The 17747-nt window shown below is 65.7% G+C and carries 21 protein-coding genes; 12 read left to right on the top strand and 9 right to left on the bottom strand.

The genetic code is table 11. The features are described from left to right. From E6C48_RS20670 to E6C48_RS20655, 4 genes are read left to right on the top strand one after another with little or no spacing between them, the layout of a single operon-like run. Positions 1-339, top strand: coding sequence for an XdhC family protein (locus tag E6C48_RS20670; protein WP_136360085.1), 339 nt, complete (start codon positions 1-3; stop codon positions 337-339). Between the two features lie 3 nt (positions 340-342). Further along, a complete protein-coding gene (locus E6C48_RS20665) occupies positions 343-1047 on the top strand; it encodes an XdhC family protein (protein ID WP_136360084.1) in 705 nt (234 codons plus the stop codon). Then, positions 1044-2657: an NTP transferase domain-containing protein gene (locus tag E6C48_RS20660; protein ID WP_136360083.1), complete on the top strand. Its 1614-nt coding sequence runs from the start codon at positions 1044-1046 to the stop codon at positions 2655-2657. Before E6C48_RS20665 ends, E6C48_RS20660 begins: the two co-directional genes overlap by 4 nt. Before the next feature lie 46 nt (positions 2658-2703). Beyond that, positions 2704-3594 carry an alpha/beta hydrolase gene (locus E6C48_RS20655; protein ID WP_136360082.1) on the top strand — a complete coding sequence of 297 codons (891 nt, stop codon included), beginning with the start codon at positions 2704-2706 and terminating at the stop codon, positions 3592-3594. A gap of 7 nt (positions 3595-3601) precedes the next feature. Here E6C48_RS20655 and E6C48_RS20650 read toward each other — a convergent pair whose 3' ends face one another. Then, positions 3602-4642, bottom strand: coding sequence for a DUF1176 domain-containing protein (locus E6C48_RS20650; protein WP_136360081.1), 1041 nt, complete (start codon positions 4640-4642; stop codon positions 3602-3604). 115 nt (positions 4643-4757) lie between these two features. On the opposite strand from E6C48_RS20650, the gene E6C48_RS20645 reads away from it, so the two are divergent. Further along, the gene (locus E6C48_RS20645) at positions 4758-5264 is read left to right on the top strand and encodes a DUF1993 domain-containing protein (RefSeq protein ID WP_136360080.1); all 507 of its coding nucleotides are present in this window, start codon (positions 4758-4760) and stop codon (positions 5262-5264) included. 30 nt (positions 5265-5294) lie between these two features. On the opposite strand, the gene E6C48_RS22660 is transcribed toward E6C48_RS20645, so the two are convergent. Together E6C48_RS22660 and E6C48_RS22920 are read right to left on the bottom strand one after the other, a co-directional pair. Continuing rightward, positions 5295-5459 carry a hypothetical protein gene (locus tag E6C48_RS22660; protein ID WP_168734606.1) on the bottom strand — a complete coding sequence of 55 codons (165 nt, stop codon included), beginning with the start codon at positions 5457-5459 and terminating at the stop codon, positions 5295-5297. 172 nt (positions 5460-5631) lie between these two features. Continuing rightward, positions 5632-5820 carry a hypothetical protein gene (locus tag E6C48_RS22920; RefSeq protein WP_230978891.1) on the bottom strand — a complete coding sequence of 63 codons (189 nt, stop codon included), beginning with the start codon at positions 5818-5820 and terminating at the stop codon, positions 5632-5634. Between E6C48_RS22920 and E6C48_RS20640 the strand changes: the two genes are divergently transcribed. Further along, positions 5803-6174, top strand: coding sequence for a hypothetical protein (locus tag E6C48_RS20640; RefSeq protein WP_330998651.1), 372 nt, complete (start codon positions 5803-5805; stop codon positions 6172-6174). The two genes, E6C48_RS22920 and E6C48_RS20640, sit on opposite strands and share 18 nt — an antisense overlap. A 107-nt stretch (positions 6175-6281) precedes the next feature. Further along, the gene (locus E6C48_RS20635) at positions 6282-7346 is read left to right on the top strand and encodes an aldo/keto reductase (RefSeq protein ID WP_136360078.1); all 1065 of its coding nucleotides are present in this window, start codon (positions 6282-6284) and stop codon (positions 7344-7346) included. Positions 7347-7580: 234 nt separating this feature from the next. Here the strand turns inward: E6C48_RS20635 and E6C48_RS20630 are convergent, their stop codons facing one another. Genes E6C48_RS20630 through E6C48_RS20610 form a run of 5 tightly spaced genes read right to left on the bottom strand, consistent with a single transcriptional unit; the run spans position 7581 to position 13066 of the window. Then, the gene (locus tag E6C48_RS20630; RefSeq protein ID WP_136360077.1) at positions 7581-8615 is read right to left on the bottom strand and encodes a histone deacetylase family protein; all 1035 of its coding nucleotides are present in this window, start codon (positions 8613-8615) and stop codon (positions 7581-7583) included. Next, positions 8612-9112: a GNAT family N-acetyltransferase gene (locus tag E6C48_RS20625; RefSeq protein ID WP_168734605.1), complete on the bottom strand. Its 501-nt coding sequence runs from the start codon at positions 9110-9112 to the stop codon at positions 8612-8614. Before E6C48_RS20625 ends, E6C48_RS20630 begins: the two co-directional genes overlap by 4 nt. Then, positions 9109-10044 carry a BKACE family enzyme gene (locus E6C48_RS20620; RefSeq protein ID WP_136360076.1) on the bottom strand — a complete coding sequence of 312 codons (936 nt, stop codon included), beginning with the start codon at positions 10042-10044 and terminating at the stop codon, positions 9109-9111. The genes E6C48_RS20625 and E6C48_RS20620 overlap by 4 nt, the downstream gene beginning before the upstream one ends. 23 nt (positions 10045-10067) lie before the next feature. Next, entirely contained in the window at positions 10068-11414 is a 1347-nt protein-coding gene (locus tag E6C48_RS20615; protein ID WP_136360075.1) for an aminotransferase family protein, read from the bottom strand. A gap of 11 nt (positions 11415-11425) precedes the next feature. After that, positions 11426-13066 (bottom strand): N,N-dimethylformamidase beta subunit family domain-containing protein, encoded by a 1641-nt coding sequence (locus tag E6C48_RS20610; RefSeq protein WP_136360074.1) that lies wholly within the window; start codon positions 13064-13066, stop codon positions 11426-11428. A gap of 142 nt (positions 13067-13208) precedes the next feature. Between E6C48_RS20610 and E6C48_RS20605 the strand changes: the two genes are divergently transcribed. From E6C48_RS20605 to E6C48_RS20590, 4 genes are all read left to right on the top strand, one after another. Next, entirely contained in the window at positions 13209-13457 is a 249-nt protein-coding gene (locus E6C48_RS20605) for a ParB N-terminal domain-containing protein (protein ID WP_136360073.1), read from the top strand. A gap of 148 nt (positions 13458-13605) precedes the next feature. Continuing rightward, positions 13606-14094 (top strand): SRPBCC family protein, encoded by a 489-nt coding sequence (locus E6C48_RS20600; RefSeq protein ID WP_136360072.1) that lies wholly within the window; start codon positions 13606-13608, stop codon positions 14092-14094. A gap of 171 nt (positions 14095-14265) precedes the next feature. Then, positions 14266-14460, top strand: a complete 195-nt coding sequence (locus tag E6C48_RS20595; protein WP_136360071.1) for a hypothetical protein — start codon at positions 14266-14268, stop codon at positions 14458-14460. Positions 14461-14741: 281 nt separating this feature from the next. After that, positions 14742-15794 carry a glycoside hydrolase family 25 protein gene (locus E6C48_RS20590; RefSeq protein ID WP_136360070.1) on the top strand — a complete coding sequence of 351 codons (1053 nt, stop codon included), beginning with the start codon at positions 14742-14744 and terminating at the stop codon, positions 15792-15794. A gap of 36 nt (positions 15795-15830) precedes the next feature. On the opposite strand, the gene E6C48_RS20585 is transcribed toward E6C48_RS20590, so the two are convergent. Further along, a complete protein-coding gene (locus tag E6C48_RS20585) occupies positions 15831-16280 on the bottom strand; it encodes a hypothetical protein (RefSeq protein ID WP_136360069.1) in 450 nt (149 codons plus the stop codon). Between the two features lie 222 nt (positions 16281-16502). On the opposite strand from E6C48_RS20585, the gene yghU reads away from it, so the two are divergent. Then, entirely contained in the window at positions 16503-17375 is an 873-nt protein-coding gene (gene yghU, locus E6C48_RS20580) for a glutathione-dependent disulfide-bond oxidoreductase (protein ID WP_136360152.1), read from the top strand. Positions 17376-17747 lie beyond the last annotated feature (372 nt).

Raw genomic sequence — 17747 nt, 5'->3', positions numbered from 1 at the left:
ATGGACAACCCAGCGCAAATCGATGAAATCCGCGACCCGTTGCAGATCGCGGAAAATTGGGTCGGCGAGGGCAGGGACGTTGCGCTCGCCACGGTGGTCGAGACATGGGGCTCGGCGCCGCGCCCTGTAGGCTCCCATCTGGTCATCGACGCCGAAGGCAATTTCCATGGGTCCGTTTCCGGCGGCTGCGTCGAAGGCGCGGTGGTGACCGAGGCGATGGACGTGCTGGAGAGCCGAAAGCCTCGCATGCTGGAATTCGGCGTCGCCGACGAGACCGCCTGGCGCGTCGGTCTTTCCTGTGGCGGCCGCATCAAGGTCTATGTCGAGCGCCTGGCCTGACCCATGGACCTTTCCGCGCTCAGGGAGCTGAATGCCGACCGCCGTGCCCGCCGTGCCGCCGTGCTGGTCACCGATCTCGATGACGGCTCCAGCCGTTTGCTCCATGAAAACGATACGGTCGGCGGCGAACTGGCCGACGCCGTGCGTCAGGTGTTCCGGACCGGCAGGTCCGACTCCGTCGAGGCGGACGGGAAAAAGCTCTTCCTCAATGTGCATCTGCCCAGCCCGCGTCTGGTGGTGATTGGCGCCGTCCATATCAGTCAGGCGCTGGCGCCGATGGCGAAGGTCGCCGGCTTCCCAGTCGAGGTCATCGACCCGCGCACCGCCTTCGCCACTGCCGAGCGGTTCCCGGACATCGCGCTGGATGCGGAATGGCCGCAGGACGTGCTCGCCCGCCGCCCGCTGGACAGCTATACGGCGCTCGCCGCCGTCACCCATGATCCCAAGATCGACGATTTCGCGCTGAAGGCGGCACTGGACGCCGGTTGCTTCTATGTCGGCGCGCTGGGCAGCCGAAAGACGCATGCCAAGCGCGTCGAGCGCCTGCTGGCGCTGGGTGCCAGCGCCGACGAGATCGGCCGTATCCACGCGCCGATCGGTATCGACATCGGCGCCGCCAGCCCCGCCGAGATCGCCGTTGCGGTGCTCGCCCAGATCATCCGCGCCTTCCGCACCCGCGGCCTTGAAGCGAAGGACGCAGCGGCGTGAAATTCGGTCCTGTTCCGCTGGAGGAAGCCGAGGGCGCGATCCTTGCGCATTCGACCGTCGCCGGGCCGGCGCGCTTCAGGAAGGCGCGGCTGCTTTCCGTCGAGGATGTGGCAACCCTGCGCAATGCCGGGTTCAACGAGATCATCGTCGCCACGCTGGCACCCGACGACGTCGAGGAAAACGAGGCGGCCACCCGCATCGCGGCGGCGCTCCGCTTTTCCGGCATCGAGGCGCGACCGGCGGCGACCGGCCGGGTGAATTTACACGCGACACGAACCGGCATCTTCGCCGTGGACAAGCCGCTGGTCGATGCCATCAACCTTGTCGATCCTGACATCACGCTGGCCACCATGCCGGCCTTCGCGCCGATGGTCGAGGGCCAGATGGTGGCAACGATCAAGATCATTCCCTTCGCGGTGCCGGAAGCGACGCTGCAAAAAGTGCTGGCGCTGGCCGCCACGCGCGAGGCGTTCGCCATGCACGCCTACCGGCCGATGCGGGTGGGCGTGGTGCAGACGGTTCTGCCCTCGATCAAGGCGAGCGTGCTCGACAAGACACTGCGCGTCACCGAGGAGCGCCTGAGCCGCACCGGCAGCACCGTGTCCGGCGAGATCCGCACCTCGCACGCCGCGCCGGAGGTGGCGCAGGCGATCCGCGACCTCGCCGACGACAGCGACATGGTGCTGGTGTTCGGCGCCTCGGCGATGAGCGATCCCGACGAGGACGTCATCCCGGCGGCGATCCAGTCTTCCGGCGGCACCGTCTTCCGCTCCGGTATGCCGGTCGACCCGGGCAACCTGTTCGTGCTCGGCGAGCGCAACGGCAAGCCGGTGCTCGGCGCGCCGGGCTGTGCCCGTAGCGCGCGACTGAACGGCTTCGACTGGGTGCTGGACCGCATCGTCTCCGGCATCGGCGTGACCAAGGAGGATATCGCCGGCATGGGCGTCGGCGGTCTCCTGATGGAAATCCCCACCCGGCCGCAGCCGCGCGAACCCGCGCCGGCCCCAGCCGCCGGTACGGTAACCGCTGTCGTTCTGGCCGCCGGCCGCTCCAGCCGCATGGGCGGGCCAAACAAGCTGATGGCGCTGTTCGACGGCAAGCCGCTGGTACGCCGCACGGTCGAGCGCGCGCTGGCCTCCAAGGCGAAAAGCGTCATCGTCGTAACCGGCCACCAAAGCGAGCGGGTGAAGGCGGCGCTGGACGGTTTGCCCGTCGCCTTTGCCGATAATCCGGCCTTCGCCGAGGGCCTGTCCACCTCGCTGAAGGCCGGCATCGGAGCGTTGCCGGCCTCCGCGGCCGGCGCGCTGGTGGTGCTGGGCGACATGCCGGGCATATCCGCCGCCGATCTCGACCGGCTGATCGAGGCGTTCCACAAGTCCGGCGACCGGGCCGTCGTGCGTGCCGCCCATGAGGGTAAGCGCGGCAATCCCGTGCTTCTGCCGAAGACGTTGTTCGAGGCGGTGACACATCTAGAAGGCGACACGGGCGCCCGCCATCTCGTCGAGAATGGCGGTGTGGAGGTGCTGGATATCGACATCGGTGCCGGTGCCGCCATCGACGTCGATACGCGCGAGGCGTTGGAAATCGCCGGCGGCGTGCTTCAGGATTGATCGCCGGCTGTTGACAAGGCCGCGGCGAAGCAAGCAAGCCTGCAGGATGGTTTCGCCGTTTTCGCTCCCCAAAACCCTTCTGGCTGCGTTCGCGCTGTTCGCCCTCGTTGCGCCCGCCTCGGCCCAGGCCCTGAAACCTTACAAGGACGATCTGTTCGCCTATCCGGCGCAGCTCGCGTCCGAAAAGGGCGATCTCTACCGCGTGATCGACTACCGCGAGATGCGCGACATCAACGGCCGCGACGAGGTGCCGGAAAAGCGCGTTCACTCCCAGTACGTCTCGCTCGGCGTCCGCTCGATCCAGCGCGATCTCGTGCTGAAGACCGATGCCGGATCGATCCGCCATTTCGCCGTCGGCAAGACCGAAGGGGCTTCGATCATCGTGCTTTACCTGCACGGGCAGGGCGGTTCGCGCCGGCAGGGCGTCGACGATTTCACCTTCGGCGGCAACTTCAACCGCATCAAGAACCTGATGGCGGCGAATGGCGGGCTTTACCTGTCGCCGGATTTTTCCGATTTCGGCGATACCGGCGCCGCGCAGGTGGCGGCGCTGATCGGGCACTATGCCGAGCAGTCGCCGCAGGCCAAAATCTACGTTGCCTGCGGCTCGATGGGCGGGGCGCTGTGCTGGAAGCTGGCCGGCCGCAAGGACACCGGCGCGCGCGTGAACGGCCTGCTGCTGCTCGGTTCGTTGTGGGACGAGAGTTTTTTCTCAAGCCCCGCCTTCAAGCGCTGCATCCCGGTCTTCTTCGGTCAGGGCAGCAAGGACCCGGTCTTTCCAATCCAGAATCAGGAAGCCTTCTTCCGCTCGATCCTGGCGAAGGCGCCGGGTTATCCCACGCGCTTCGTACGCTTCGAGACGGGCACGCACGGCACGCCGATCCGCATGACCGACTGGCGCGAGACGCTGAACTGGATGCTGTCGCTGGCCAAATAGGCTGCGCTCAAGGCGGCGTGTTGTAGTCCACCACCGTCTCGGGGTTGGCCTCGCCGTCGTAGGAGGCGTCCACGTCGTATTGCACCAGTGCGAACCGGCCGTTGCGGAACAGGTAGGTGCCGGCGGACGAGGCATCGCCCACGCCGCGCCACAGGGCATGCGTCGAGATGGTCCGGGTCGCCTCGTCGTAGGCGGAATTGATCGCCGTGTCCTCGGTCTGGAAGCCGGTGACGGTGATCGAGTCCACCTTGCCCTCGTGGTCGTCGTTCTCGTAGCGGATGTCGAGTTCCGGCACGGCGAACTGCAATTGCCGCACCCCTGTGACGGCGTCGGCCACGTAGTAGACGGCGCTCTCGTTGTAGGCTGCCATGTGGCAATAGAAGCGGAACAGCCGCGCCTCGCGGTCCGGCTCTCCCTCCGCCGCGTCCTTGTCCTTGTAGTGGATGGAATAGGCTGCCGGCTCGCTGATCGGCTTGTGCTCCGGCGTTTCCTTGTCGCACTGGTCGCCATAGGCGGTGAGGAATGCCTTCTTGGCCTGTTCGAGCACAGCGTCCTTCTTCGGCGGTGGCGGGCCGTCGCCGCAGCTTTCCGGCACGGCCTCGTCCAGTGCGGCCGTTGAAGGTTTCAATTCACCCTTGTCGATATGGATGGGATTGAACGGGGGTTCCTGATCGGCGTTGACCTGTCTCAGCGTGTAACAGCCGGCAAAGACCCTTTGCTCGCCCTTCTTGTCCGTCGCGAGGATGGCGACGGGGACGCCGTAGTAGATGGAGCCCGCGGCCCCTTCCTCCGAGATGCTGCCGACCCTGAGTTCGATACTGTCGGTGTTCTCGTAGCCCTTGGCGAAGCTGTCGAAATCCTTGGCCGGCTTGACCTCGCCGAAATAGCTCCAGGCGCGGGCATAGTCGTGCCGGTCGATGGCGTTGTAGAGCGAGCGCACCACCGCTTCCGGGCTGGAACGGTCGTCCAGATAAGGGCCGTCCGCAGCCATTGCGGCCTGGCCGCAGCAGGCGACGGTGAGGGCCGCCGCGATCAGGGCGTTCTTCATGACGAATCTCCCCTTGTCTGGACGAATGCTAGCACCGAATGCGGCGCTGCCGTGGCGCTTGTGGAATCGCCGGGCGCGGCGTTAGTTCGTCACGACAACAGCAAGGAGAAATGACGTGCCTATCTCGATGTACGATGCGTCCGTGGCGGTGTTCCAGGCGCGGCTGAAGGCGCTGGGCGGAGTTCTGGCGGCGGGTGAGCAGAACGCGACCGAACGCAAGATCGATCCGTCGGTGTTCCTGAACGCGCGGCTGGCGCCGGATATGTTCACGCTGACGCGGCAGGTACAGATCGCCACCGACCACGCCAAAGGCGCGCCGTCACGGCTGGCCGGCCGCGAGGTGCCGAAATTCGAGGACAGCGAGGCGAGCTTTGCCGACCTCCAGGCCCGTATCGCAAAGACGCTCGACCATCTGGCGACCTTCTCGGCGGCGGATCTGCAAGGGTCGGAGGAACGGACAATCAACCTGAAGGTCGGCGGCCGCGACATGGCCATGCCCGGTCTGCAATACCTGTTCAACTACGCCACGCCGAACTTCTATTTCCACGTCACCACCGCCTACGACATCCTGCGCCACAACGGCGTGCCGCTCGGCAAGGTGCTGTTCATTCGCGGACATTGAGCGAGCCGCCAGGGCAAGGTGCCCCAAACCTCAGCGCATCGCCATTTCGCAGGCGATGCGCCGGAAGTCGATCGGCTTGGCAGCCGTCCCGATGCGGTCGGAATTGTTGATTGTATCAGCAATGGCGAGCGCTGCACGATAGCGCGACTGCTCCGTCGGGCGCGGGCGGGAGAACATCTCGGTCAAGAACCCCATGGTCAGGCTCTCCAGTTGGTCCTCCCGAGACGCATATAGGTGATTCATGGTGATTTGTGCAGTGCAGCATTCGCATTATCGCCATGTGCGGCAATTTTTCCCGTCGCCTTGTGCGGCCCCTCGCCCGAAGCCCGATATCGGCTAAATTGCCGTCGATCGGGGGCAATCATTTTTAACGAGCCGCCGCTATGCTGCCGGCAAGTTCGCGTATCTTTTCGGGGAGGTCGCCATCGCTATCGGAGCCAAGCGGGATTTCGCCTCGCTGCTCGACGACCTTTTCGCCGCGTCCGACGCGGCCGAGGAGGCGGGCGCCAAGCCGTCTATTCCCTTCGATTATCTGGCGGTGGCCGATGAACTGCATTCCGGCCGCATCCGGGTTGCCGGCGAGGCCGTCGCGGCGGAGTATCGCGAGACAGGCGCCGACATGGCGGCCGAGTTCGCTGCCTTGCTCGAGCAGGCGAGGGCGGCTTTGGCCGACGAGCAGCCTTTGCCGCAGGAGGTGCTGCCGCCCATCGACCCCGACGCGATCGCCGCAGAATTGGGCCTCGACCGGCCGGCTACCGAGCTCGACCTTTCGCGACTGCGCCGCAGCTTCGCCTTCGCCAACCATCCCGACCGGGTGGCGCCGCATCTGCGCCAGCGGGCGATGATCCGCATGCAGGTGGCGAACATGCTGATCGACGATGCACAGCGCAAGACGGGCACCGGGCGCTGACAGGCAGGCCCGGCGGCATGCAGGGCTTGGAGATCGCGGCGTTCTTGCCTATTTTGCCGGGCTCTCCCGCGCCTGAATCGGTGCGACCCCTTCATTGGAGTCCCGACATGGAAAAACGCCGTCTCGGCCGCACGAACCTTCTTGTGTCGCGCATCTGCCTGGGTTCGATGACCTGGGGCCAGCAGAACACCGAGGCCGAGGGCCACGCCCAGATGGACATGGCCTTCGAGCGTGGCGTCAACTTCATCGATACGGCCGAACTCTATCCCATTCCTCCGAAGGCGGAGACTCAGGGGCGCACCGAGAAAATCATCGGCACCTGGATGAAGGCCAAGGGCAACCGCGACAAGGTGGTGCTGGCCTCCAAGGTCGTCGGCCGCACCGCCAACGAATGGTTCCGCGGCGATCGTCCTTCAAAGCTGGTGCGCGCCGATATTGTCGACGCCGTGGAAAAGTCGCTGGCGAAGCTGCAGACCGACCATCTCGACCTCTACCAGATCCACTGGCCGGATCGCGATATTCCCTGGGGCTCCAATCCGACCCGCGTCGGCGCTCCGCGCCGGGCGGACGCGGCGGCGGTGCCGGATCCGGAAACGCCCGTGGCCGAGACGCTGGCCGTCTTCGACGAACTGGTGAAGGCGGGCAAGATCCGGCATTTCGGCCTGTCGAACGAAAGCTCATGGGGCGTCATGCGCTTCCTGTTCGAAGCCGAGAAGGGCGTCGGCCCGCGTGTCGCCTCGATCCAGAACGCCTACAATCTCCTGAACCGCACCTTCGAGGTGAACCTGGCGGAAGTGTGCGAGCGCGAGGATGTGTCGCTGCTGGTCTATTCGCCGCTGGGGCAGGGCTATCTCACCGGCAAGTACGATCATGGCGCCCGCCCGCAAGGGTCGCGCACGCAGCTCTTCAATCGCGGCCAGCGCTACGAGACGCCCAATGCCGCCGAGGTGCAGCTCGAATACAACACGCTGGCGCGGTCTTTCGGGCTCGATCCGGCCTCCTTCGCCGCCGCCTTCGTGCTCAACCGGCCGTTCCTGACCTCAAGCATCGTCGGCGCGACCACGCTCGGCCAGCTGGAAACCGCGCTGTCGGCCATCGACGTCAAGTGGACCGACGAGATGCAGACGGCGGTGGACGCCGTGCACCAAAGGGTGGGAAATCCCTGTCCGTGAAGCAACGGTGATCGGTACTAGCGCTCGCTTTCCCAACGTCTACGCCGCCCCTCATCTGCCTGCCGGCATCCTCTCCCCGTAAACGGGGAGAGGCGCGCTGTCACCGCCGCTTCCGCCAATTTTCAACGATGGAGAACGAGCGGCAAGGGCGCAGCCATCCCTCCTCGCCCCGTTTACGGGGAGAGGATGCCGGCAGGCAGGTGAGGGGCGGCGCTGATGGATGAAAGGAAAGCGTCACCCCACCCGGTGCTTCCCGCCGAACCCCGTCAGGAACGCCGTCAGGTTGTCGCCGAGTTCGTCGCACAGATAGCCGCCTTCCTGCACGATCACCGTCGGCAGGCCGAGGCCGGCGATAGCCTCGCCGATGCGCGAAAAGCCCGGTGTCGAGACGGACAGGCCGCCGAACGGATCGCCCTCGAAGGCATCCAGCCCCAGCGCCACCACCAGCGCCTCCGGTGCGAAGGCCCTGATGCGTCGGAAGGCGGGTTCGAGCGCTTCGAGGAAGGCAGCGTCGCCGGATTTCCGCGCCAGCGGCAGGTTGAGGTTGTAGCCGAGGCCCGGTCCTTCGCCACGCTCGTCGGCGTGGCCCCAGAAGAAGGGGTAAAAACGCACCGGATCGGCGTGGAGCGACACTGTCAGCACGTCGCCCCGCGCATAGAAGATGCCCTGCGTGCCGTTGCCGTGATGCAGGTCGACGTCGAGGATCGCTACCCGCGCCGCTTGTTTGCGCAGCGCCTGCGCCGCGACCGCCGAATTGTTGACGAAGCAGAAGCCGCCTGCGAGGTCGGCGAAGGCATGGTGGCCGGGCGGACGGCACAGCGCATAGGCGGAAGGCGCGCCACCCATCACGGCTTCGGCGGCTTCCACGGCGCTCCAGGCGCTCCACAGTACGCTGTCCCAGGTCTCGGCCGATATCGGGCAGGCGGTGTCGGCCATGTGGTAGCCGGCCTGGCCGACCGCCGAGGCCGGATAGGCGCCGTCGCGCGCCAGCGGATGGATATTGGGGATGACCTCCTGGGATGCACCCTCGATGCGCTGCCAGCGGACGAAGATGTGCTCGAGGAAATCGAGATATTCCGGCGTATGCACCGCCGCCACTGGACCAAGCCCATGATTGCGCGGCCGCTCGACCGTGCAGCCGGCCGCCTTGGCGCCGGAAAGCAGCCGCTCGACGCGTTCCGGCTGCTCCGGATTCGGCTGCTGTGCGCCGCTGGACAGGAACATCTTCGGGTCGTGCCGTTTCTGCTCGGCGGCGTAGAAGGCTTTCATGTGGTCTCCTCGTCATCCTGGTTGCCGGCAAAGACCGTCAGCGACTCGCCCATGAACTGGTAGACATGGTCGGCGTCCCGCTCCATGCCGATGCGCTGGTAGAAGCGTTGCGCCCTAACGTTACCGGCATCCACCTGCAATTCGATGTAGCCGCCCCCTTGGTCGCGAACCGCGCGCGCCAGATGCCTGAGCAGCCGTTCGCCGATCCGCAAGCCGCGAAAGTCCTTGTTGACGAAAAGGTCCTGCACGTAGGCGCCCGGCTGCCCCCTCCATGTGGAATAGATGGGGAAATACAGGCACATGCCGGCAAAACTTGAATCGATTTCCGCGATCAACGTGTGGAAACGGGCATGCCGGCCGAAGCCGTCGCGACGGATGTCGTCCGGCGTGCTCGTCATTTTGTGCAGTTCGCCGACCGTCTCGGCGATACCGACGAGAGCGGCATGGATGTCGTCTGCGTCGTCCAGTCGGGCAGGGCGGATGATGAGGCCGGTCAAAACGCCACCCGGTCGCCGCCCTTCAGCGCCAGCATCTCCCGCGCTTCGGTCGGCGTCGCGACCTCCAGCGACAGGCCTTCGATTATGCCGCGGATGCGTTTGACCTGGTCGGCATTGGACTTCGCCAGTCCCCGGCCGTTGTAGAGCGAATCCTCCAGCCCGACGCGCACGTTGCCGCCCATGGCTGCGGCCATCGAAATCAGCGGCATCTGCGCCCTACCGGCGGCCAGCACCGAGAAGCGGTAGTCGGCGCCGAACAGTTTGTCGGCGATGCGCTTCATGTGCATGAGGTTTTCCGGATCGGCGCCGATGCCGCCGAGGATGCCCAGCACGAACTGGATGAACAGCGGCCCCTCGACCAGCTTGCGGTCGCGGAAATGCGCCAGCGAATAGAGGTGGCCGACGTCGTAGCACTCGAACTCGAAGCGCGTGCCGCAGCCTTTGCCGAGTTTGTCCAGGATCGTCTCCATGTCGGCAAAAGTGTTCTTGAAGATGGTGTGGCGCGTGGCCTCAAGCAGCTTCGGTTCCCACTCGTGCTGCCACTCGCGCGGCCGGTCGAGCATGGGAAACAGGCCGAAATTCATCGAGCCCATGTTGAGCGAGCACATTTCCGGCTGTGCCTGCAAGGGTGCGGCCAGCCGCTCCTCCAGCGTCATCAGCGAGGAGCCGCCGGTGGTTATGTTCACCACCGCGTCGGTCGCCTGCTTGATGCGCGGCAAAAACTGCATGAACACGGCGGGGTCGGCGGTCGGCCGGCCGTTTTCCGGGTCGCGGGCGTGCAGGTGCAGGATCGAGGCGCCGGCCTCGGCGGCCGCTATGGCGTCCGATGCGATCTGGTCCGGAGTCACCGGCAGGTGCGGCGACATGGTCGGCGTGTGCACTGAACCTGTGACGGCGCAGGTGATGATGACTTTGCGCGGTGCTGACGCCATTTGTCCCTCAGCGGTTGCCTTGGTCAGTGATTGACCGGAAGGTCGAGTTCGGCCGCCAGCGCCTCAAGCGTGTCGCCGAGCAGGCCCATGATCTCGCCGATCTGCTCGCGTGTCACGATCAGCGGCGGGGCGACCATGAAGTTGTCGCTTTCCGGCCCGCCCTTCACGCGGCGCGAATAGACGATCAGCCCGCGCTCGAAGGCGAGGTCGATCAGGCGCACATTGGCGTTCAACTCGCGCGGCAACGGCACCTTGGCGACCGGATCGGCATACAGTTCAGCGCCGGTGAGCAGGCCCTTGCCGCGTATGTCGGCGACGAAGGGGAAGCGGGCCGACAGGCCTTCCAGTTCGGCTTTCAGGACTTCGCCCATGGCCGCGGCGTTGTCGATCAGGCCAAGCCGGTCGGTTTCGGCCAGCACAGCGCCGCCGGCCGCGCAGGCAACAGGATTGGCGCCATAGGTGTGGCCGTGCAGGAAACCGCCCATGGCGAGCACCGGGCCGACGATGCGTTCGGATGCCGCCAGCGCGCCGAGTGGGGCGTAGCCCGAGGAAAGGCCCTTCGACAGCGAGACGATATCCGGTTTGCAACCCCAATGGTCGCCGCCGAGGAAGGCGCCGGTGCGGCCGATTCCGGTCATCACCTCGTCGTGGATGAGCAGGATGCCGTACTTGTCGCAGATTTCCCGAATGCGGGAGAAGTAGCTGTCCGGCGGCACGAGAGCGGCGGTCGCGGCACCCCCGATCGGCTCCATGATGAAAGCCAGCACGCTTTCCGGCCCTTCGGCGAGGATTTTTTCCTCCAGCATGTCGGCGTAGCGTGTGCCGCGCTGTTCCAGCGATAGGTTGTCGCGGTCGCGGTGGACGACGGGCGCGGGGATCAGCGGCATGGCGTGGCCCATTTGCTCGAAAGCGGGGGTCAGAACCGCGTCGCCGGTGACGCCGAGCGAGCCGATGGTGATGCCGTGATAGGACGGCATCCGCCCGATGATCTTCCAGCGGTTGGGCTGGCCGGTGGCGATCGCCCATTGCCGCGCCAACTTCAGGCAGGCTTCCACCGCCTCAGAGCCGCCGGAGACGAAATAGATGCGGTCGAGGCCGGGCAGGCGCGCGGCGAGGTCGCGCGCCAGATCGAGCGCCGGCTGGTTCTCGAAATGGATGGTATAGGCGAAGGAGACGCGATCCATTTGCCGCTTCATGGCGTCGATGACGGTGCGGTTGCCGTGGCCGATATTGACGTTCACCGCGCCCGACGAGCCGTCGATGTAACGCTTGCCGGTAGCGTCCCACATGTAGATGCCGTCGGCCCGGTCGATCAGCGGGCGCGGCGCGCGGGTGAAATGGAAAAGGTTGGGCTTGGTCTGGACGTTCATTCGATCCTCGTTCACGAACGGCCGAGATAACGGTCGAGCACGTTCTTCGTCACCTGTTCCACCATGGCGTCACGCCGCAACAACCCCGCCACCCATTCGCAGGTGCCGGCGTGGAAGACCTCGCCCTTGCCGCGCTTGAAATTGACGATCATGCCGTTGGAGTAGCGCACTTTCTCAAGGTTTTCGTCGCTCGCTTCGCCGTGCAGCGTCTCGGCGACGAAGCGGCCGTCCTCGTCGCCGAAGAACTGGTCTTCCAGCGGCACGTCGGGACTTTCCTCGACTTGGCAGGCCATGCCGAGCGCCAATATCTCCAGCCCGTCCGGCGCGCCGCTGGTGGCGCTGGGGTAGGGCAGGCCGTGGCGGATTTCATAGTCCAGCCCGTCCACCTCGTAGCCGAAGACGTGGCTTTCGGCGCCCAGTATGTCGCCGTAGTAGAGCCCGGTGCCGGCGAAGGCCCAGTGCTGCGGCCGGTAGACGGGGAAGCCGCGCGTGCCGCGCGGCGCGCAGCCGCCCCAGCCGGCGTAGATGCCGTTCGAGGCATTGAGGCCGAACGTCTTGCAGCCGGCACGGCCGATTTCCGGCGCTTCCCAGGAGTTCGTGGCGCGCGTCACGTCGCCGCCGCGATAGGCGGGGTCTTCGGCGCGCGCACGATATTTATAGCAGACCTGTTTTCGCCCCTCGTCCTCCAGCCGCGTCTGCCACATGAAGTTGCCGGCAAAGCGCGCCGCATGCCCGCCCTGCTCTACAAAGGCGTCGACCGCGTCGCGCATCTCCCAGGTCCAGTATTCGTCATGGCCGACGAAGACGGCGCAGTCGTAGTCGAGCAGGATTTCCGGGGTGAAGTGAAGGTCGTGCTGGCTGACGAGATCGACCTTATAGCCGGCGCGTTCGGCGAAGCGGAAGAAATGGCTGTCGTAGCTGGCCCAGCCCGCCGAAGCGTATTTCTTGGAATGGCCGGTGGCGTAGGCCCATTCCATATGCGGATAGCGCGGCACGGTGCCTGGCGGCATCGCCACCTCCAGCGGCACGCGCGGCGCGTCGGTTGGCTTTACGACAAAGCCGCGGCACCATGGGCGCTGCGTCGACACGACCGGCGAATATTGATTGCGCTCCGGCCCGGTGATGCCCTCGTAATGGTTCGAGCCGCCCCAGGTGTTGTAGGCGAGCCATGTGCCGGTTGCCGCGACTTGCAGGATACGGCCCTGCTTGCGGCCCGGCTTCGGCAGCACGATCAGGATATGGTGGCAGCGGATCGGCTCACCGTCGCGGCCTTGTGCCGTCAGCGTCAGCCGATAGCCGCCGGACGGCCAGTCTCCGCCGATGTGAAACTCGAAACTCGTCTCCCAGCCGCAGCCTTCGACGGAGCAATCGTCCGGCGTGTCCTGCCAGCGCGCCGCGATGTCCGATTGCGTCAAGACGGTCGATTCGTTGCCGCTGTCGCGCACGATATCGAGCGTGAATCGCGACGCGGTCGAACTCACCTGCAACCGCACCGTCTCGCCGGGGCGGTAGGAGAAGCGGTCGCTGTAGCACCAGATCTCGCCGCGCGTCCCGTCCATGCCCGGTCGCTCGTAATAGTGGCTGCGTACGGCGAGCCTGCGCTGCTCGTGCGTCAACCCGAAATCCGGAAATTCTGTCGGCAGGCCGGTCATGGTGATCCTGAAACGATGCGCCGTCATTTCGGCCAAGCGCGGGCCGGGCGTCAAGCGAACCCATCGGGCCAGCGCGCGGGCTTCGGTTGGCCGAACCATGGCAAGCCGCTATATGTAACGGCCACGCTGCGAGGGAGGCACGATGCTGCGGATCCAGAAGGTCAGAATAGCCGACATCTACGTGCCGACGGCGCGCCGCAAGCTGCTGCATCCGGAAACGGTGCGCGCTCTCGCCGAAGACATAGTGGAAAACGGCCTGAAGACGCCGATCCAGGTCCGCGAGGACGGCAAGCGCTTTGTTCTCGTCGAAGGACAGCACCGGCTGGAGGCGATGAAATGGCTGGGCGAGGAGGCGATAGACGCCTATCTGGTCCACGCCCGGCGGCATTGAATCGGTTTCGGAGCAGCTTGCCCCAAGACGCTGGCATCCCGGCGAAATTTCCTCGGCGCGAAGAATTTCACGGGCTGCTGTCGGTTTCGTCCAGGAGCGGCCGTCCTTGAGGCGGTTAAGACGCCCAAACCGAACACGAGGACTTGTGATGACCGCCACGATCGATATCGCCCCTTCCTCCGACCGTGAACTGGTGCTCGCTCGCATCATCGATGCGCCGCGCGCCAATATCTGGCGCTGCTGGACGGAGCCTGAACTCGTTACCCAATGGTTCGTGCCGAAACCCTGGAGCGTGCCGCGTGCCGAGATGGACGTGCGCCCCGGCGGCTCTTCGCTGATCGTCATGGCCGACCCAAATGGCAACGAGTACCCCAATCCCGGTGTCTATCTGGACGTCGTGTCGAACGAGAAACTCGTTTTCACCGATGCGTTCACGTCGGCCTGGCAGCCGTCCGGCAAGCCGTTCATGGTCGGCATCGTCACCCTCGAGGATGCGGGCGAGGGGCGCACGCGCTATGTCGCGACCGTTCGGCACTGGACGGTCGAGGATCGCGAGCAGCACGAGAAGATGGGTTTCTACGAGGGCTGGGGCATCTGCGCCGAGCAACTGGAGACGCTTGCGAAAAGCCTGTCCTGAGCGTTTTGCGTCCCTTCGCGGCTGCAAAAAAGCGCGGCCACGAGGGTTCGCAGTGCTGCGGTGCAGCACATTTTTCTTGTCTTTGCCGCAAGATAGCCGCCAAACGATCATTGGCGTGTCACGATGGTCTTCCTATCTAAGGGTCGAGGCGGGCCGACGAGGAGTCTATTCATGACCGAGGGCGCAAGAACCCTGGACGAGTTGCTGGACGATCCGACGATCCAGCTTGTAATGGCGCGCGATGGCTGGCAGGCGGACGACGTCCGGCTCCTGCTGGAACAGGCGCGCGACCGTGCCGCCGAGCGCGAGATCATCCCGCCGGCGCATGTCATCAAGACCTGCCTGATGCAACGTCTGTGCCTCTAGCGCGCAGGCTCCCGGCCTTGTGATCGGCCGGGACGAACCGCCGCTTCCATGCGGCTGCCGGCGTTTGCCGGCTTTCCTATACCCCTCAGACCTGCGATGCGGCACGCCTTGCCGGCGTGACGGCCGCGTGCCGCCTCGCGCCTCCCGGTTGTGGCTGGCCGGCATCGCGGACAATTTTTCAGGCATTTATGGTTTGTTGGTAATTTCTCGTTAGCAATTGCCTTGGCGCCGCCCGCGAATGGGTGTCGTTCGATCTGTTTTGTTGTGCGTACAGGTTCGATATGCGTCTGCCGGGCTTCGCTGCCGTCCTTTTCGCTTGCCTTGCCGCCGGTTGCACGTCCAGCCGCGGCATCGAGGATATCGTGCCGGGTCCGTCGATGGAGACCACCAGCGCGATCTCGCGTCCGGCCGCACCCGTGCGGGCGGTCGAGCCGAAGGCCGAGGTCGCCTCGGTCGAAAGCCGGACCGTTGCTGACGCTGCCTTCTCGATGCCTCAGATGGGCGCCGACGTGGAGCCCGACGCGCTGGTCGGCGACACTCCCCAGCCGGTGAGCCTTGCCGCCGTCATGCCCGCGCCCAAGCCGGCCGTGCGCGCCGCCGACCGGGCGAAACCGGCCGTGGACCACCGCATCCGCGAGCGCCGCTTCCGTGACGCCAAGCCGATCAACTTCGGCCGCCATTCGCCGAAGAAGCTGGCCGTCCACGGCGTCGACGTCTCGCGCTGGCAGGGCGACATCGATTGGTCGAAGCTGCGCGAGCAGGGCGCGAACTTCGCCTATATCAAGGCGACCGACGGCGGCGACCACATCGACCCGATGTTCCGCCGCAACTGGAAGGGCGCCGGCGAGGCGGGCCTTGCGCGCGGCGCCTATCATTTCTTCTACTGGTGCCGCACGGCGGGCGAGCAGGCCGACTGGTTCATCCGCAACGTGCCGAGGGTGCGCGGCGCGCTGCCGCCGGTCATCGACGTGGAATGGAACCACCAGTCCTCCTGCAAGCGCAGGCCCTCGCGCGCCACGGTGCTAGAGAAGATGCAGGTCTTCATGGACAAGCTCGAGGCCCACTACGGCCAGCGCCCGGTCATCTACACCTCGCCGGACTTCTATGCCGACAACCTGAGGGGCGCCTTCCCGAACCATCCGTTCTGGCTGCGCTCGGTGGCCCGGCATCCTTCCAAGGTCTATCCCGGCCGCGACTGGCTGTTCTGGCAGTATTCCGGCTCCGGCCTGTCGCATGGGGTGAGCGGCCGCATCGACCTCAACGTCTTCAACGGCACGGAATCCCAATGGCGCGCCTGGCGCGGCGGCGGTTCGATCATGGCCGACGCCGAGTAATCCGCCTTCCGCAAGTCGCCGGCCGGTTCGCTCCCCTCAGGCCGCGCGGGCGAGCAGCCCTCGGAAACCACTGACGAAGGCGGCGCGGCGCCGTGACCACCACGCCCGCCGCCGCAGGCTTGCGGCTAGCCGCGCTCCCGTCATCGCGCCGTTGTAGTGGCAGTCACAGAGCAGGCGGTGCGCGGCGCCCTCGCTCAGGCCGAAGAAATCCATGATGTCGCCGAGGCTGTCGCCGGCAAGGCCGGCCCGGCGCAGGGACTCGTCGGCGAAGGCGACGGCGAGCGGGGTGTTGTCGCGGCGATAGGCCCGCAACTCCGCGCGCTGCAGGTATTCCAGCCGGTAGAGCGCGCTCAGCGGGCCGGCATGGCGCTCAAGCGCGGCGGCCCACAGGTCCAGGCGTGCGCCAAAATCCTTTGCCGCGGGCCTGTCGATCATCGGTATCAGTTCGGCGGTCGAGATGATCTCGTCGGGGATCTGGTGTTTCATCGCAATCTCCTCTCGTATGAGATCAATAGAAAGGTAGCGCTCCGGCCGCCTGCGACAGGGGGGGTGCGAGGTTTTTTTCTCGCGATCCGAGCCTCCGGCGACACCGCGCGGGTGCGGTCGCGCTGGACCAGTCGATTGGCAACGCTCGACGTGGCGAAGAGCGCCGACGCCACCTATCTGCCCAGTGGAACTTCTTCCGTCACACGCTGGAGAAAGCGCACGATGACCGACACCCCCTATATGCCGCCGAAAGTCTGGACCTGGGAAAAGGGCAACGGCGGCACCTTCGCCAACATCAACCGCCCGGTCGCCGGCCCCACGCACGAGAAGGTGCTGCCCGTCGGCAAGCATCCCTTCCAGCTCTATTCGCTGGGCACGCCGAACGGCCAGAAGGTCACCATCATGTTCGAGGAGCTGCTGGCGGCCGGCCACAGGCAAGCGGAATACGACGCCTGGCTGATCCAGATCGGCGACGGCGACCAGTTCGGTTCCGGCTTCGTCGAGGTCAACCCGAACTCGAAGATCCCGGCGCTGCTCGACCGCAGCGGGCCGACGCCGATCCGCGTCTTCGAATCCGGCGCGATCCTCATGCATCTGGCCGAAAAATTCGGCGCCTTCCTGCCGACTTCGCAGCCGGCCCGCGCCGAGACGCTGTCGTGGCTGTTCTGGCAGATGGGCTCCGCCCCCTTCCTCGGCGGCGGCTTCGGCCATTTCTATGCCTACGCGCCGGAGAAGATCAAATACGCCATCGACCGCTACGCCATGGAGACCAAGCGCCAGCTCGACGTGCTCGACCGGCGCCTCGCCGACAACGAATTCATCGCCGGCAGCGAATACACCATCGCCGACATGGCGATCTGGCCCTGGTACGGCGGCCTGGTGAAGGGCTGGCAGTACGGCGATTCGGCGACGTTCCTATCCACCCACGAGTACAAGAACGTCAATCGCTGGGCCGACCAGATCTTCGCCCGGCCTGCGGTGACGCGCGGCCGCAAGGTCAACCGCACCTCCGGTGATCCGTCGAGCCAGCTTCGCGAGCGCCACGACGCTTCCGATTTCGACACCAGAACGCAGGACAAGGTGGCGGCGGAGTAGCGCCGACTTCCCCTTGAGGGGGAGAAGCGGTCCGCGTATCGGATGAAAAGCCAATTGCTTGGCTTTTTGAGCTTCGAACACCCGGAGCGACAGCGAAGGGCGGTAGCGCCGGCTGATCCCTCCCCCTTGAGGGAAGGGTGGCAGGCCACAGGCCTGACGGGAGGGGTCACCTCAACCGCTCCGACTTTATCGCTATAAAGCCCTCACTCTACGGTCAACGACCCCTCCCACCGCCCTTCGGGCGGCACCCTTGTATCTGCACGCAGGCAGGATTTGTGCGAGGAAAGCGACTGAGCCTCGAACCGGATGGCCATCCGGTTCGAGGCTTGGCGAAGTCGCCCGTACACCCTCCGGCCACAACCGCAGGGGAGC

The sequence above is a fragment of the Ollibium composti genome (genome assembly GCF_004801285.1).
In the GTDB taxonomy this organism is placed as follows: Bacteria; Pseudomonadota; Alphaproteobacteria; order Rhizobiales; family Rhizobiaceae; genus Mesorhizobium; species Mesorhizobium composti.
Note: the sequence above shows the minus strand (reverse complement) of the source record. Positions and strands in the feature narration are given on the sequence as shown.